The organism is Haladaptatus sp. HS23 (genome assembly GCF_056892285.1).
Map to the genome: position 1 here is coordinate 357,163 of NZ_JBXGLH010000001.1, position 15,044 is coordinate 372,206.

21 protein-coding genes are annotated in these 15,044 nt (G+C 60.9%); all 21 read right to left on the minus strand.

Annotation, left to right across the window (positions count from 1 at the left end; all coding sequences use genetic code 11):
• Positions 1-11: 11 nt before the first annotated feature.
• Positions 12-2,753 carry an HsdM family class I SAM-dependent methyltransferase gene (locus AC1XDK_RS01895; RefSeq protein WP_483348083.1) on the minus strand — a complete coding sequence of 914 codons (2,742 nt, stop codon included), beginning with the start codon at positions 2,751-2,753 and terminating at the stop codon, positions 12-14.
• Between the two features lie 399 nt (positions 2,754-3,152).
• On the minus strand, positions 3,153-4,268 hold the full coding sequence (locus AC1XDK_RS01900; protein WP_483348084.1) for a DNA-methyltransferase: 1,116 nt from the start codon (positions 4,266-4,268) through the stop codon (positions 3,153-3,155).
• A gap of 218 nt (positions 4,269-4,486) precedes the next feature.
• Positions 4,487-5,953 (minus strand): preprotein translocase subunit SecY, encoded by a 1,467-nt coding sequence (gene secY, locus AC1XDK_RS01905; protein WP_483348085.1) that lies wholly within the window; start codon positions 5,951-5,953, stop codon positions 4,487-4,489.
• Positions 5,954-6,190: 237 nt separating this feature from the next.
• Positions 6,191-6,679 carry an uL15m family ribosomal protein gene (locus tag AC1XDK_RS01910; protein ID WP_483348086.1) on the minus strand — a complete coding sequence of 163 codons (489 nt, stop codon included), beginning with the start codon at positions 6,677-6,679 and terminating at the stop codon, positions 6,191-6,193.
• Between the two features lie 2 nt (positions 6,680-6,681).
• Positions 6,682-7,146: a 50S ribosomal protein L30 gene (gene rpmD / locus AC1XDK_RS01915; RefSeq protein ID WP_483348087.1), complete on the minus strand. Its 465-nt coding sequence runs from the start codon at positions 7,144-7,146 to the stop codon at positions 6,682-6,684.
• On the minus strand, positions 7,146-7,787 hold the full coding sequence (locus AC1XDK_RS01920) for a 30S ribosomal protein S5 (protein WP_231185218.1): 642 nt from the start codon (positions 7,785-7,787) through the stop codon (positions 7,146-7,148). The genes rpmD and AC1XDK_RS01920 overlap by 1 nt, the downstream gene beginning before the upstream one ends.
• A 1-nt stretch (position 7,788) precedes the next feature.
• Positions 7,789-8,343, minus strand: coding sequence for a 50S ribosomal protein L18 (locus tag AC1XDK_RS01925; RefSeq protein WP_483348088.1), 555 nt, complete (start codon positions 8,341-8,343; stop codon positions 7,789-7,791).
• Positions 8,344-8,345: 2 nt separating this feature from the next.
• Positions 8,346-8,786, minus strand: coding sequence for a 50S ribosomal protein L19e (locus AC1XDK_RS01930; protein ID WP_483348089.1), 441 nt, complete (start codon positions 8,784-8,786; stop codon positions 8,346-8,348).
• Positions 8,779-9,486: a 50S ribosomal protein L32e gene (locus tag AC1XDK_RS01935; RefSeq protein ID WP_483348090.1), complete on the minus strand. Its 708-nt coding sequence runs from the start codon at positions 9,484-9,486 to the stop codon at positions 8,779-8,781. The genes AC1XDK_RS01930 and AC1XDK_RS01935 overlap by 8 nt, the downstream gene beginning before the upstream one ends.
• A gap of 3 nt (positions 9,487-9,489) precedes the next feature.
• Positions 9,490-10,026: a 50S ribosomal protein L6 gene (locus tag AC1XDK_RS01940; RefSeq protein ID WP_483348091.1), complete on the minus strand. Its 537-nt coding sequence runs from the start codon at positions 10,024-10,026 to the stop codon at positions 9,490-9,492.
• A 4-nt stretch (positions 10,027-10,030) separates the two neighbouring features.
• Positions 10,031-10,423 carry a 30S ribosomal protein S8 gene (locus AC1XDK_RS01945; RefSeq protein ID WP_483348092.1) on the minus strand — a complete coding sequence of 131 codons (393 nt, stop codon included), beginning with the start codon at positions 10,421-10,423 and terminating at the stop codon, positions 10,031-10,033.
• Positions 10,424-10,425: 2 nt separating this feature from the next.
• Positions 10,426-10,602: a 30S ribosomal protein S14 gene (locus AC1XDK_RS01950; RefSeq protein ID WP_007983484.1), complete on the minus strand. Its 177-nt coding sequence runs from the start codon at positions 10,600-10,602 to the stop codon at positions 10,426-10,428.
• Positions 10,599-11,117, minus strand: a complete 519-nt coding sequence (locus AC1XDK_RS01955; protein WP_483348093.1) for a 50S ribosomal protein L5 — start codon at positions 11,115-11,117, stop codon at positions 10,599-10,601. The genes AC1XDK_RS01950 and AC1XDK_RS01955 overlap by 4 nt, the downstream gene beginning before the upstream one ends.
• A complete protein-coding gene (locus AC1XDK_RS01960) occupies positions 11,114-11,818 on the minus strand; it encodes a 30S ribosomal protein S4e (protein ID WP_483348094.1) in 705 nt (234 codons plus the stop codon). Before AC1XDK_RS01960 ends, AC1XDK_RS01955 begins: the two co-directional genes overlap by 4 nt.
• Positions 11,815-12,171, minus strand: a complete 357-nt coding sequence (gene rplX, locus AC1XDK_RS01965) for a 50S ribosomal protein L24 (RefSeq protein WP_483348095.1) — start codon at positions 12,169-12,171, stop codon at positions 11,815-11,817. The genes AC1XDK_RS01960 and rplX overlap by 4 nt, the downstream gene beginning before the upstream one ends.
• Positions 12,168-12,566 carry a 50S ribosomal protein L14 gene (locus AC1XDK_RS01970; protein ID WP_231185227.1) on the minus strand — a complete coding sequence of 133 codons (399 nt, stop codon included), beginning with the start codon at positions 12,564-12,566 and terminating at the stop codon, positions 12,168-12,170. Before AC1XDK_RS01970 ends, rplX begins: the two co-directional genes overlap by 4 nt.
• On the minus strand, positions 12,566-12,904 hold the full coding sequence (locus AC1XDK_RS01975; protein WP_483348096.1) for a 30S ribosomal protein S17: 339 nt from the start codon (positions 12,902-12,904) through the stop codon (positions 12,566-12,568). The genes AC1XDK_RS01970 and AC1XDK_RS01975 overlap by 1 nt, the downstream gene beginning before the upstream one ends.
• On the minus strand, positions 12,895-13,323 hold the full coding sequence (locus AC1XDK_RS01980) for a ribonuclease P protein component 1 (RefSeq protein WP_483348097.1): 429 nt from the start codon (positions 13,321-13,323) through the stop codon (positions 12,895-12,897). Before AC1XDK_RS01980 ends, AC1XDK_RS01975 begins: the two co-directional genes overlap by 10 nt.
• A gap of 1 nt (position 13,324) precedes the next feature.
• Entirely contained in the window at positions 13,325-13,531 is a 207-nt protein-coding gene (rpmC, locus tag AC1XDK_RS01985) for a 50S ribosomal protein L29 (protein WP_483348098.1), read from the minus strand.
• A complete protein-coding gene (locus tag AC1XDK_RS01990; RefSeq protein ID WP_483348099.1) occupies positions 13,531-14,583 on the minus strand; it encodes a 30S ribosomal protein S3 in 1,053 nt (350 codons plus the stop codon). Before AC1XDK_RS01990 ends, rpmC begins: the two co-directional genes overlap by 1 nt.
• Positions 14,583-15,044, minus strand: a complete 462-nt coding sequence (locus tag AC1XDK_RS01995; protein WP_483348100.1) for a 50S ribosomal protein L22 — start codon at positions 15,042-15,044, stop codon at positions 14,583-14,585. The genes AC1XDK_RS01990 and AC1XDK_RS01995 overlap by 1 nt, the downstream gene beginning before the upstream one ends.

Here is a 15,044-nt window from a genome sequence, read left to right on the forward strand (position 1 = left end):
TCGGAAACCAGTCACTCGCCGAACTCCATCTCGACGTCACCGTCGAGTGCGTCCAATTCCCGAATCAGCGGTTCGACAGCGGTCCCTTTCGCCCGACGGGTTTCCTTCACCGTTCGGGCGATCTCCGCGAGCTTTTCAGCGTCGACGTCGAGACCCAGTACGTCGATGACCACGCCGTCGATGACGGTTCGCCCTCCCTCGTCGCCCACAGTGAGTGCCTCGAAGCCGTTCCGTACTGCGGTACGTTGTTTCTCCGTCAGCGCCGTCGGGTCCACGACGTGGAGGCTCCGAAGGTCGGAACCGGAGAGGTTCACCGCGCCACCGCCGGTGACTCTGCCGTGGCTCTCCACGACGATTTTCGAGAGGCTGGAATTCAGCAGGCCGAGCAGGAGCGTCGAATCGGTGTCTTTCGGGCGAACGAGGAGAAATCGGTTGCTTGCGACGACGTTCGCGTCGGTACGGAGGAAACGCCGCCGCGTATCCATCGCTTGCGGGCAGACGATCGGCGCGGTCTTCGCGTCCAACGACCCCATGTCGAACCACGGGTCGTTGTTCGCAAGCGACGCGTTCGTTCGGGACGGTTGGGTCGACGCCCAGCGAAGGTAGGACGAAACGCCGTCGTAGCCGTCCCGTTCGAGCGACGAGGTGACGAGAGCCCGATGGTCGCGTTCGTTTGTCCGCGCGCCCGTTTCTGTGGTGCCGGAGTCCGACACGACGCCTTTCACGTAGTCGGCCATGTCGAGCATCCATCGTTCCGCGTCGTCCGTCGTGTGTTCGTAGCCATCGACTTCTCGAACGCTCTTCACGGCGGGGCGGAGAAACCGTCGTTCGACGTTTCGAGACCTGACCTCGTCGGCGTCGAGGATGAAAATCGGATTGGCACCCGTCTTCTTTCCGCGGGTTATCGTTGCGACGTCGGACAGGGGAACGGTCGCGTCGTGTTCGATGACCGCCGTATAGAGCGTGGGCGCGGTGATGTACCGCTGGATTTTCTCGCCGAGCGTGGTTTCTAAATGCGACTGCCGGACGGCGATGGTCCGATGGCTCGACTCCCCGCGAATCTTCAGGTACGCGCCGTCCCGAATGCCCTCGGTTCGGTCGATAACGGCGAGGGCATCCTCCGGGTCCATCCGCTCGTTGATGCGAACGAAGTTCGTCTCCGTGTTTCGTCGGGGTTCCACGTCGTCCGTCCGTTCCAACAGCAACAACACCGTATCGACGAGCGCGTCCTCGAACAGTCGGTTCCGAAACCCGACCACTGCTTCGACCTTGTAGTGGTCGTAGAGGAACTCCTGTAACGAGGGACCGTAATCGGCGCTCATCCACTTCGTCGGAACGACCCACGCCAATCGCGCGCCTTCGCGGAGAAAATTCGTGACGTGGGTCAGGAAATAGCAGTAGAGGTCGCTTCGACCGTCGATTTCCTTCTCGCCGTCGGCGTAGGCACTCCCCGAGTCGCGGCCGAACCGTTCGAGATGGTCCCGAAAATGTGCACGGTCGGCGGCGAGGACCTCCTGCCTGACGTACGGCGGGTTCGCAACCGTCGCGTCGAACGTTCCGATATCGTCCGGGTCGAGGTCGAAAAAATCGCTGTGGTACACGACGCCCTCGTCGGTCGGTTCGTAACCGTTCCGGGACGCGAGGTTTAGTGCCGTCAGTTGCAACGGCACCTCGTTGATATCCACGGCTGTCAGTCGGGGACGAAGTTCGCACTGCGAACGGGAACCCAACTCGTCCAATCGGTCGTAGGCGTGGACGGTGAGCGAACCGGTGCCGCTCGCCGGGTCGAGAACGCGGTCGTTCGACGAGCGAATAGCCCATCCGGCGAGCAGTCGTCCGATTTCGTCCGGCGTGTAGAACTGTCCGAACGCCGTCCGTTCGTCGTCTGGGATGAGTCGTTCGTAAATCCGTCCGACGATGTCGCGTTCGACCGTCGAAAGCGATTCCCCTTCGATGCTCGCCGCGAACGCACGCAAGCGCTCTTTCGTCTCCTCGTCGGTCGGAATCGTATCGAACGGACCGGAACGCCCCGGAGTAGCCGACATCTCCGCGAAAACGGACCCGACTTCTCTATCGTCCGTTCCGCCGTCCCTCCGCCCTCGTTCCGCGAAGACGAGGCGAGCCATCGATAAATACGCGCATCGTCGGGCGACGGTTCGGAACGTCTCCTCGATTTCCGGCCGGGTGACCGAATAGTCGTTTTCCCGTGCCCACGACAGCAACGAACCGCGAAATTCGTCGTCGTCCGCGAACTCCTCTCTGATGCGTGACTCGTACCGAGGAACGAGGCTGGCGTGAAAACTCCTGCAACGGCCGACGACGAACTCCTCGTCGTTCCCGGACGCTTCGTCGCCGTCTTGCAGTCCCACCGCGTCGGCGAGTACCCGTTCGCTGAACGTCGTGGCCGACAGCGTGCGCAAGTCGTACCACCGCCGGTCGAAATCCGAAACGTCCGTGTCGGCGTCCGGTTCGGAACCGCAGAACAGGAAGGCGTCGGTTTCGTTGGCCGTGACGAACGCGGACGCGCCGAGGTTGCGAGCGCGTTGCCGGACGCCCCGTATCACCGTGGGCGAGTGGGGGTCGACATCCGCTCGTACGGTTTCGAAGACGATGCCGTCGCGGCGAGGAGAGGGAACGAGGAGTTCCCCGTCGGACGATTCTTCGAGCGGAGTCACGAACGGAGTGTCGTGAGCGGAGATACACTCCGCTATCGCGGACCGAAGGCGGGCGCGAAACACGGATTCCGATTCCATGTTTCGTTCATCCTCGTCACGAAGTAAGAAGGTTCCGTGGCTTTCGACTGTGACGGACGGTCGTGTCCATCGAGACGTCCACCCGTGACGGCAAAAGGACACGTGGAATCGGGTCTACAGGGAGCGAGGATATCCGCCGAACGTCTCCCGTGTCACCAGTCGAAGGGGACGATGGGTACCCGTCAGTGAGGGAGGTATCCCAACAGTGTATATCACAAATCGCACGAACCCACCGGGTTCTCGATGACAAATCCATCCGAGAGTTCGCCGACGCGAATGGTCGTTCCCGACGGGTCGTGTTCCACAGCGTTTCGAAACGAGTTTTCGAGTAACTGTTTCAATTGCGTTTCGTCGGCGATTATCCGCCGTTCGGTGCCAATCTGGACGGAGAAAAGGGGATTACTCGAATCGGCTTCCGGGCGTAGATTGCTCTCGTCGACGGTCCGTTTCAGCGTCGAACGGCTCTGATTCGCTGTATGGAGAATGCACCACCTCGTACCCGTTCTCCGACTGCTCAGCGCGGTCGATAGTATAGAACTGAAGCGGCTTCTCATGTTTCGTCGTCACGGGGAAATCATAGTTCTCCGCGTCATATTTGAAGTCCTTTCCGTCCTCCAAGCGTTGCTCGACGAACTCTTCGTGGCGGCGAATTCTCTTGGAAACCGTACTGTAAGCGAGGTCCTTCACTTCGTCAACTTCGGCGTCGAATACATCCGTGAATTTCTCCTGCAGTTCGTATCCAACGGAATTCCGCCCGGCAATCATCGACGCGAGCGAAGTCGTCCCTGTCCCCCAGAACGGGTCTAAGACGGTGTCACCGTACGCGCTGTACATATTGATGAGACGGTACGGGACTTCCAACGGATACGCCGCTGAACGGTCCCGAAGTTCCTTGTCGGCATTGTCTAGCGTTTGGAACGTACCCCTGATACCGTCCCAAATATCCGAGAACCATTCGTTCCGCTCTTCCCAGAAGTAGGCGGATTCGTACCGCACATCCGTTCCCGCGGCGAAGTCCCGACTGTCCTTGCCATTACGGAAGATGAGCAAGTACTCGTGTTCGAGCGTCGCGTAGGCGTTCGGCGGAAGCATCCCGCTTCCCATGAACTTCGCAGCCGAATTCGTCGGCTTCCGCCAGAGAATATCAGGCAGCGGCTCGAACCCCATCCCGTCGAAGTATTCCGTTATACGGGCGTGGTTCTGATAGACTCGAAAACTATCGTCGACCTTCCGTGTAGCGTCTCCTATGTTGATGCAAGCGATGCCACCGTCCACGAGGACACGGTCGACTTCGTCCCACGTCTTGTTCAATTCCTCGTGCATCAAATCGAAGGCTTTTCGACCGTCGCCGCTATCGAGAGTGCCCTCGATATCGGGGTTGAGCGACGAGAAGAGGTCATCCCACATCTCGATCATCGGGTACGGTGGAGAAGTGACGATGAGTTCTACTTCGTCGTCATCGATTTCAGAGAGATCGTTCGAAGTCCCAACATAGATCCTATGTTCGGTCTTCATACGAACAAACTTTCTATGACAGCGTTTAGTAGTTACTGGTACTTGCTGAGACAGCGACTACTCTACTCGATTTCCGCTGTCAGGGTGGATATCGACCGTCATCGCCTCGTTGGACTTGTTTTGGTCGTAATAAACGATTGGGGCACCGATGTCGTCCCGTCGATTGTCCTTGCACGGGCCACTGTGGCCCGTGCTAAAAAGATTTCACGGAGTGTTCGTCAGCCGCCGAACATCTCGCGCATCATCGGGTGCATCTCCATCAACTGTTCCTCCGCTATCTCCTCGTACAGTTTGTACGTGATGGAGACGGCGAGCAGCAGCGAGGTACCGGAGGTGCCACCGATGGTGCCGAGCATGTTCGCCAGGACGGCCAGCAGGCCGACCAGCGCGCCGCCGAGGACGGTGACTTGCGGGATGTAGCGTTCCATCACCTTCTCGATGACGCCCGTGTTCTGACGGAATCCCGGAATCTGCATCCCGGAGTTCTGAATCTGCTTTGCGGTCGCTTCGGGACCCATGTCGGCCGTCTCCACCCAGAAGATGGCGAAGATGGCCCCCCCGATAACCATGAATCCGAGGTCGATGGCGACGCGGAGCAGGACCTGCCACGCCGCGTGGCCACCGGCACCGCCCGCCCACCACATCCAATCGTTCGGGCTGTGGATGGGCGCGAAGTAGTAGAACAACCCTCCGGTCGGATAGCCGTTCGACCCGTAAGTGCCGAGCCACGCGGGCAGACTTCCGAGTTGTTGGTTCAGGATGCGCCCGAGGAACTGGATGTTCGCCTGCAGCGCGCGGACGAGGATCATCGGCAAAACGCTCGCGTAGATGAGTTTCACGGGGAAGCGACCACGGGCACCTTTCACCCGTGCGTGACTCAGCGGAATCTCGACCCGGACACTCTCCGCGTACACGACGATGACGAAGATGAGTATCGTCGTCGCGAGCGCGACGAGTTGCCCCCCACCGAACAGGATGTACTGAATCCCGCTCGAGGTCAAGAGGGAGACGTTCTCCGCGGTTCCCGTCGCGATGGCGATCCACTGCGGAATGAGACCGACGCTGGAGCCGACTCCCTGCGGCGAGATGAGACCACCGATGAGGCGCTGGCTGACACCGGCGACGATGAACAGTCCGATACCGCTCCCGACACCCCACTTGCTGACGATTTCGTCCATGAACAGGACGAGGATCGCGCCGACGAATATCTGGGCGAAGATGAGCCATTTGACGCCAAATATGCCGATACCGAGGCTCTTCGCGACGGCTGGGTCGGCGGGGAGGAAGCCTCCGATGAACACCATCGGGAGACCGGTCAGGCATATCATCACGACGACCAACAGCTTCTGCAGGCCCTGATAGAGGACCTGGTCGCGTGGGTCACTGGTATCCAGTCCCAACAGGTCCGCACCGCCGAGCAACTGCAAGACGATGCTCGCAGTGACGATCGGTCCGATACCGAGGTGCAGGACTGTTCCCTGTCCACCGGCGAGGAGCGAGCGGAACTGGCCGAAGATATCAGCACTTTGGTTCGCTCCGTACAGGAAGACGTTTGTCAGGAAGAAATACAGCAGTAACACGCCTGCCGTCCACGTCAGCTTTCGCTTGAAGGGTATGTGTCCCTCCGGACGTTGAACGGCGGGCATTCGTGTGAGGACTGGTTCAGCAGTCTCTTTCCAACCCATGTTCAACTCCAATTCGAACCTCCCTACATGTATCTCCTTCGACTCGCGTCACGAGGGAAATAGATAGGATAAAGTACGGAGACGGCTACACAATACGGTTTCGCGTTTTCGCCCTTCGTCGGCACGGGAATACCGGTTTTCTTCACGGTGTCTATTGCAACTATCAGAAAATTTAACCCGAGACATCGTCGTCACTGGTCGGCAGAACGCACCGAAAAATACGGCCGACGAACGGGGTTATTCCGCGTCGTCTTCGTCGTCGCTTCCGCCGAACTCCTCTTCTTGGGCACGTTCGCTCAGCACGGCGTCGCCACCGGCTTCCTCGATGAGTTCGACCGCGCTCGCCGAGAAGGCGTCCGCGGTGACGTCGAGGCTGTTGCGAACCTGACCGCTGCCGAGTACCTTCACGGCGTCGACGTCCCAGCCGTCGTCGACGACGTCGCGTGCGTCGAGCTGGTAGCCGTCGTCGGTCTCCTCGGCGACTCCCTCGGCCGCGTAGAGCGCGGCGTCTTCGTCGAGTTTCTGCACGGACACGGTGAGGACCGTCTCCTGTGAGTCTTCGGGTCGGGAGAACCCGTGCTTTCCGAGCGGTTCGTAGTTGTGGAACTCGTGTTTGGCGCGACCGGCGCGTCCGCGACCACCACGGTGTCCGGCACCACGGCGGTTCTTGTGGGTTCCGCCCCCATGCGTCCGCGAGCCACGCTGGCGTCGTTTCTTGCTCGTCATGGTTATCGCATCGCCTTGAGGAGCGTCGTGATCTCCTCAGTCGTGTGTTTGCCGAGCTGGCCACCCTCTTTCGTGGGGTGTTTGATGCCCTCGTGTCCGCCGCGCGGTGGGTGGAGTCGGAGGACGGGCGTCAGGCCCTGCTCACGGAGCGTCGTCTCGTCGTCGAGGAGCGCACCCGTGAGGTCGGCAATATCGTCGTAGTCGGTGTTCTCTGCGATCCACTCGTCGTCCACCTCGTCGCTGCCTTCGAGCGGCTGCGCTCGCTTCGAGAGAACCGTCTCCAGAACGTCCTGGTCTGGTTCCCCGTGGGCGACGAAGTCGTTGACCTTGGTGATCATTCCGCGGTAGGTCTCGGATTCCGGGACCAGCGCACAGTGATTCACCTTGTGGATGTTGAGCATCGAGAGGGTGTCACGGACGTCCTGGTCCATGTTGACCTCACCGCGAATCTGGACGACTGCTTCCATCAGTCAGCCACCTCCGGCTCCTCGTCGGGGCGGGCCCGCGGGCCGCGCGCTTGGGAGGCGTTCTCCAGCGCGTTGTACGTCGCCTTGGCGAGGTTGAGCGTCGTTCGCGTGTTGCCGTGGCTCTTCGTCCAGGCGTTCTCGATACCCGCGAGTTCGAGGATCTTGCGGACGGTGTCGGTCGCCGCGAGACCCAGTCCGGCGGGTGCCGGGATGAGTTCGACTTCCACACTGCCCGCCTTGCCGGTCGTCCGGTGGGTGAGCGAGTGCGGTCGGTCGCTTCGGTCCTCCCACGACCCTGCGCCGCGGGGAACGTCGATGATGTTCAGCTTTGCGATCTCGATAGCCTTCTGGATGGCACCACCGACCTGATCGTCCCGACCTTCCGCGTAGCCGACGAAGCCGTCGCGGTTGCCGATAGCACAGACGCAGCGGAACTTCACCCGCCGACCGGAGTCGGTCATGCGCTGGACCATGTTGATGTCCAGCACTTCGTCTTCGAGACCGGGGAGGAGCTGGTCGACGAGTTCCGGCTCCTTGAGCGGAAGCCCGGAGTTGAGCGCCTCCTCCATCGTCTCGATGTCGCCCTCGACGACCTTGCGGCCGAGACGGGTCTGGGGTTGCCAGCCGTTTCTGTTACTCATATTATTCGTCCTCCTGCAGGTTCGAGAGCACTTCGTCGAAGTGCTCGGGTAGTTCTGTGGCGTCGAAATCCCCGCTGTACAGCGGCTCGTCCAGCTGTTCAGCGTAGTCGGCGATGTGCTCGCCGCGGTTGCGCGACCAATCCGCCATCACGCTTTCGTTGTGTGGGATGTCGAGGCCAGCGTCGATTGCACCTTCCTGTACTGCGAACGCCTTGCTGCCGGGCGTCGCCGTGTTGAGACCGATGTCGAGGACTGCCTCCTCGTAATCAGTGTCGAGTGCGCGTTTACCGAGCAGGTATCCAGTGAGGTACGCGCTGGGGAGGTTGCCCGTGGGGGCTTCCCAGCCGTACTCCGCCAGATCGCCGGAATATGCACTCGCAACTGTGTTGTCGCCGTCGGGACCCATCGTGACCAGCTGTGCCCTGACATGCTGATTGCTCTTCCGAGCGACCAGACGTGGCTTGCCCGATTTCAGCAGGCGCAACCTTTGATGGTAGTCAGTCCGGACCTCACGGCGGCGGCGCATCGGCACCTTGTATCGTGGTCCAGTTGCCATTGTTAGTAGTTGTTCTCTATGTAGTTCAGCAGGTATTGCACGCTACGGAACTCCCCACCCTTGGACTTGTTGTACAGTGTTCGGTACTGCGTCTGCGTGATTTCGCCCTCGGAACGGAGTTCGCGTAGTTTGCGTCGCTGTGCGCGGATTTGATTCGTCCACTCCTCTTTCGAGTTCTTGCGGCCGCCCTTCTTCCCTTTGCGGGTTCCGGGACCGGTTCGGTGACCGTAGGCGCGCTTCGCGTTGCGCTCACGGGCACGACCGCGGGAGTTGCTCTTTGCGTCCTTCGATTTGATCGACCCGTCGTCGACGAGTTCGCGGATGTCCTCGCGGGTAATCGCGTCCGCGATGGCACCCTGTGCGTCGGGGTCGAACCAAACGCGGTTCTTCCCGACGTCGAGAACGTCTGCGGCGAGTCGCTTCTGTGCACTCAAGTCACTCATTGTCAACCTCCACTTCGACGTAGGTCGGGTTGAGCACGCGAATGCCGTCCTCCTCTGCGACTTCCTCGATACGCTCGCGCTTGCGAGCGCCGACTTTCGAGCCGATTCGAACCGCTTCGGTGTCGCCGTCCACGTCGTCGAGGTCATCGACGTTGTGGACACGAACCTCGTCGAACCCGCTCGGGTGCTTGCCCCGAACGGACTTCGGCGTGCGGTAGCCAGCCTGAACCATGTCGCCTTTGCCCTTGATGCCTCGGCGCTGCTTGCTGAGGTTTCCGCGGGGCTTGCGCCACGATTCCGGCGTGCGCTTTTTCTTGTGGTAGTCCTGTCGATTGAACTGCGGTTTGCCGGCGCGTTCTCGCTGCTTGAGAAGTCGCGCTTCCTCGTCTTCGAGGTCGGGCGTCTTCTCGGTCAGCCCGCGGGGCTGCAGTTCGGTTTCGACGTCTTCGGCCGGTTCTTCCTCGGCCTCCGGTTCTTCCTCTTCGATTTCGGCTTCGGTCTCTTCCTCGACTTCGAGGTCTCCGACGTCCGCCTTGATACGGGCGGCGAGCGCGTTGCCGATACCGTCGACTTCCGCGAGGTCGTCTTGACTGGCCGCTTTGATGTCCTCGACGGACTCGTAGCCTGCCTCTTGGAGCGACTCGGCCTTGCTCTCGCCAACACCGCTGATGTCTTCGATCGATTCTGGTTCGTCTGCCATCTATCAGGCACCTCCCGTGGACGGCTTCTCCGTAATGTAGACGCCGTCCTGGAACACGCGCGTGTCTTTACCCGACACGCGGGTGAGTTGTTCGATGTCTGCTGCGGTTTGGCCGACATCCTCGATGCTCGGGCCGCGCAGGGACAGTTCCTCGTCGCTTACCTCGACGACGGTGTCCCCGTGGACGTCCGTTCGTCGCGGTGCTTTCTCGCCGAGGAAGTTCTCGATGACGACTTCGTCGCCTTCGGAACGTACCTGCATCGGGAAGTGAGAGTAGAAGACTTCCATCTTGTACTCCCACTCCTCGCTGACGCCGTGAACCATGTTTCGCACGTGGCTCTCGAACGTCCCCATCGTCGCCTTCGTTTTGGCGTCGGTGGCGTCGCTCTCGATGACCACTGCGTCGTCCTCGACGGTGACACGCACGTCCGGGTACCAAAGCCGTCGCGTGACGGTTCCCTCTGGTCCTTCGACGGTCACGTCGAGGTGGTCCACGTCGGCGGACACCTCGTCCGGAATTTCGATTTCTACTCGTGGCATGATTCTAGTAGACGTATGCGATGACCTGGCCACCGATTCCCTTCTCGCGGGCCTCGTAGTGGCTCATGACGCCGTGGCTGGTCGTGACGACGAGTGCCCCGTAGTCTCGGGCCGGGAGGAATCGCTTCTCCCACTTCTCGAAGTCGTCTTTGCCCACCGAATAGCGGGGCTTGACCGCGCCACAGTCATTGATAGCGCCTTTCAGTTCGATCTCGAAGCGACCGGCTTTACCGTCGTCGACGAAGTCGAAGCCGTCGATGTACCCGTGGTCGTAAAAGACCTCGAGCACGCTGCCGATCTCGTTCGAGGCGGGCTGTACCGTGTGGGACAGATGACCGACACCTTCGGCGTTGTCCACGCCGGAGAGTGCGTTACTGAGGGGGTCGTTTCCTGCCATTGTTATCGGTACTTCCTGAATCCCATGTCGCGTGCGATCTCGCGGAAGCACTGGCGACACAGATTGATGTCGTACTTTCCGACCAGTCCTTGCTTTCGACCACATCGTTGGCACGTTTCGAGTTGGCCAGTGCGCTTGGTCGAATGCTCGCCGGTCGAGTCGTTCTCACTTTCGCTCATTCATCCACCTCAACGTCGAAGTTGGCCTGCAGGAACGCGAGCGCGTCCTCGGCCGTCAGACGGTGGTTCGACGGAATCTTGCGGGTGACCTTGTCGCGCTTGGCGACGCGGTAGCCCGGTCGAACGAGGTTGACGGTGACGTCAAGCCCGTAGATTCCGACGTTCGGGTCGTACTCCTGATTCGGGAACTCGGTGTGCTCGTCGATACCGAAGCTGAAATTGCCCGTGTCGTCGAACTGGTTCGACGAGAGGCTGACGAGCGAGAGCGCCGTTTCGAGGAACTCGTGTGCGTCCTCGCCACGGAGCGTCACCTTCGCACCGATGGGGTCGCCCTGACGGATGCCGAAGTCGGGGAGCGTGGACTTCGCCAACGTGCGGACGCTCCGTTGTTCCGTCACGTCTTCGAGGATTTCCTCGGCGTTGGCGAGTTCGCGACCACCTTCGCCGACGCCCATGTGGACGACGACCTTCTCCACTTTCGGCTCTCGCATCTCGTGGAATTCGGCTTCGCTCATTCGTCATCTCCTCCCGTGAAGTTCTCGTCGATGACGACGAGGTACTCCTCGACGGTTTCGAACGCGGTGTCGTCGCTTTCGACGGCGACCGTGTTCGAACCGCTTCCGGGCGTCACCGTGATGTCGGTGACTTCGCCGATTTCGCCGGCGTGCTGCCCGCGAACGGCGGTGACGAGACTGCCCTCTTCGTACGGGAAGTGGGCGAGGATGTCCTTGTCCTCGTTTCCGACGACGATGGAGTCCTTCGTGTTGTAGTCCGAATCGGACTCGACACGGAGGTTGCTTCCGTCGTGGAGATTGAGTTGCGTTTCGCCACCGGGGACGTTCGTCTTGTCCTCGATTTTCGCCAGTCGGCCGTCCGCCGCATCCTCGTCGATGGGGGTCAGCGCGAGGCGACCGCCCTCGTCGGGGAAGACGCGGTAGAACTCCTCGCGTTCGGTGAACGCGATGATGTCGAACATACCGATGGGTCGCTGTTCGTCACTCACTGATTGTCCGTTCACGAGAACCGCATCCTGATTGAGCGCGTAGCGGGCTTCCTTCTTCGAGGCCGCATAGCCCAGTACGTCCCGCATCAGGATGAGGAGCGGAACACCGTCGCGCCCGTGCGGGCCGGCGCCGGCCTTCACGGTGAACGTGGCGGTCTTTCGCTCGACCGGCCAGGATTTCGGAACGGAGAGTCGTTTCTGATGGTTGCTCATTCGGAATCACCTTCCAGACGCGCCTCGCGGCGGTCATCGGACAGGTCGAGGTCGGTCACGCGAACGTTGCTCGCTTCGAGCGGTCGCGGGACGTCCTCACCGTCGGCCTTTTCGAGGGAAACGTCCTCGACGAAGACGACTGCCTTCTTCAGGTCGACCTTGGTGACTTCGCCTTCTTCGCCGGCGAAATCGCCGCGCATGACTTCGACCGTGTCGCCCGCGTTGACGCGGACGCTACGCTGGTCGAACTCCTCGCGGAGGTCGTCCGACAACGTCGCTTTGACCTGCTTGTGCCGCTCGTGGAGCGGTGCGCGTTCGGTCTGGTTTCGCTGTTTGCGTGGTTGTCGAGTCATACTATCATCGTAGCTGTGCTTGCGATACTTCCGAACCGCTCTGCGACTTCCTGCGCGATGGGACCCTTGATTTCGGTCCCTCGCGGCTCTTCCACGTCGTCGATGACGACGGCCGCGTTGTCTTCGAATTTGACACGCGTGCCGTCGGGGCGACGGATGGATTTTCGCTGTCGAACGATGACAGCTTCGAGCACCTGACGGCGCATCTCCGGCGTCCCTTTCGTGACGGACACGGTGATCTTGTCACCGATGCCCGCTTTGGGATGGCGGCTTTTCGTGCCGTGGTAGCCGGAAACGCTGATGACCTTCAGTTGACGTGCGCCGGTGTTGTCGGCGCAGTTGAGCAGGGAGCCTTTCTCCACGCCCTGGGTTACGTCGGCCTTCAGTGCTTCCATCAGTCGTCACCCTCCTCGGCATCTGCCAAGTTCTCGACGACGACGTGTGATTTCGTCTTCGAGAGCGGTCGGGTTTCTGCGATACGAACCGTGTCGCCGACTTCGAGCGTCATGCACTCCGGCGCGTGGGCCGGAACGCGGGAGCGACGTTTCATCTGCCGATCGTATTTCGGCACAGTAACGTCGTACTCTCGCTCGACGACAACGGTTTTGTCCATGTCAGTGGAGGCGACTTCCCCCTCGATTATCTGACCGCGCACGGAAAGCGATCCGTGGAACGGGCAGTCCTCGTGGGAGCAGGTCTCCTCCGGTTCTGATACATTCAATCCTAACGCCATTTCGAGTTACCTCCAGTTTCGGTACGCAATGCGGGTCGTGAGAGCAAATTCGTGCCATCCACCGTAACGTAGGCTCCGCCCTCGCCATCGTCGGAAGCGTTCCGACGAGTCCCCGAGCGAGACTCGGAGACAGAGCCAGACTGACCGGAGTTCCCTCCGGCAGTTTCCGACCCCAGTTTGGACGAAGTCCCCGTTCCTTCACAGGAAACGGCGGCTTCATTTGTGAGTTCGAATTCGAACGTCGTGCCCTGCTTTGGTACCTGCCACGACCGAGACGCGGACTCGACGGTAAGCGTGCGCATCGTCTCGGAAACGACCCGCCCTTCGATGGCTTCGAGGGACGGATTCGTCGCCGAAACGACCCGTACGTACAGGCCGACGAGTTCGTGTTTCGTGAGCGTCTCGGGTGTCAGTGGCATCTTATTCGAGGTCGCCTTCTTCTTGCTGAATCGTCTTGATTCGAGCGATGGTTCGACGGAGTTCCTTGATGCGGCCGGGGTTTTCCGGCGCACCACCCGCGGCTTTGACGGCTTTCGCGTTGAGCAGTTCCGTCTCGAGGTCTTCGAGTTCGGCCTCCCGCTCTGCGGGCGTCATGTCGCGGATTTCCGAGGTGTGGAGGATGGCCATTATTCCTCAGCCTCCTCTTCTGCCTGTTCCGCCTCTTCGTCTTCGTCCGTTTCGTCGCCGCCTTCTCCCGGGCTTTGCCCGCTCGAACTTTCCGAGGAGCCCTGCTCCTCGCCTTCCATCTCTTCGAGGAGTTCCTCCGCTTCCGCCTCGACGTCCTCTTCGAGTTCGTCGAGTTCTTCCTCGACGGACTCGGTTTCGGATTCGTCGGCGTCAGCTTCGGACTCGTCCTCGATGACTTCCTCGACGGACTCGGTTTCGGATTCGTCGGCGTCAGCTTCGGACTCGTCCTCGATGACTTCCTCGACGACCTCTTCGTCGACGTCGGCCTCGCCGGGTTCCGGCGATTCCTCGTCCTCGTCGGCGCGGAGGTCTTCGAGTTCGTCCTCGCTCGGTTCTTCGATGAGGTCGGCGGCCTCGTTGGCCTCGACGGCATCGGGAACGAGCTCTTCGGGGTTCGCGCCCTCTTCGATCTGGAAGTCGTCCGGCAGGTCCGCTCCCGGCGGGATGATCTTCACGTCGACACCGATGGTGCCGAGTTTCATCACCGCGACGCCCTGACCGTGGTCGACGATGGTCTGGGCGGGTTCGCCGTTGTGCTTGATGTAGCCGCGGTTGAACTTCTCAACGCGCGAGCGCGCACCTGTGACCTTCCCGGACAGGACGATTTCGGCGCCGAGTGCACCGGAGTCCATGATTCGGTCGATGGTCGTGTGACCCGCCTTCCGGAAGTACCATCCGCGTTCGAGCGCGTTGGCAAGTCGGTCGGCGACGATACGAGCGTTCAGGTCCGGTTCGTCGACCTCTTGAACGTCGATCTGCGGGTCGTCGAGGTTGAACCGCTCACCGAGTTCTCGGGTGATCTTCCGGATGTTCTTCCCGCCCTTTCCGATGACCATACCGGGCTTTTCGGCCATGAGGACGATTTGGGTCCCCATCGGCGTCTTGGCGACGTCCATGCCGCCGTAGCCCGCTCGACCGAGTTCTTCCGCGAAGAACTCGTCTATCTGCGAGCGCTGAAGCCCGTCTTCGATGAACTGATGTTCGTCTGCCATTAGTTGTCGACCTCCTCAAGGATGAGTTCGACGTCGACCTCGGGCGTGTTCCACGCGCTTGCGCGGCCGAACGCTCGGGGTTTTCGTCCCTGCACTTCGCCGACCTTGTGGGCGGCGACGTGCATGATTTCCATCGATTCGCCGTCGAACCCTTGGGCGTCCGCGTTGCCGACGACGTTGTCGAGCAGTTCGATGAACGCCTTGCTGGCCTTCTCGGGGTAGCGACCCGCGTCCCAACCGTCGATATCCGAACGGTGGCCGACGCCGCTGTTGTGCTGCTTAAACGGCACCGACCGCTCTTCGTTCACGACCTGCTGGAGGTACGCTTTCGCGTCCCCGGCGGTTTTGCCCTTTATCTCTCGAGCAATCGCCTTACTGTGCTTGTGGCTCATGTGCCGCTCTCGGAGCATCCCCTTGGCGGTGGTGTCCGGGTCGGCATCGACGCTGTAGCTGATTCCCAT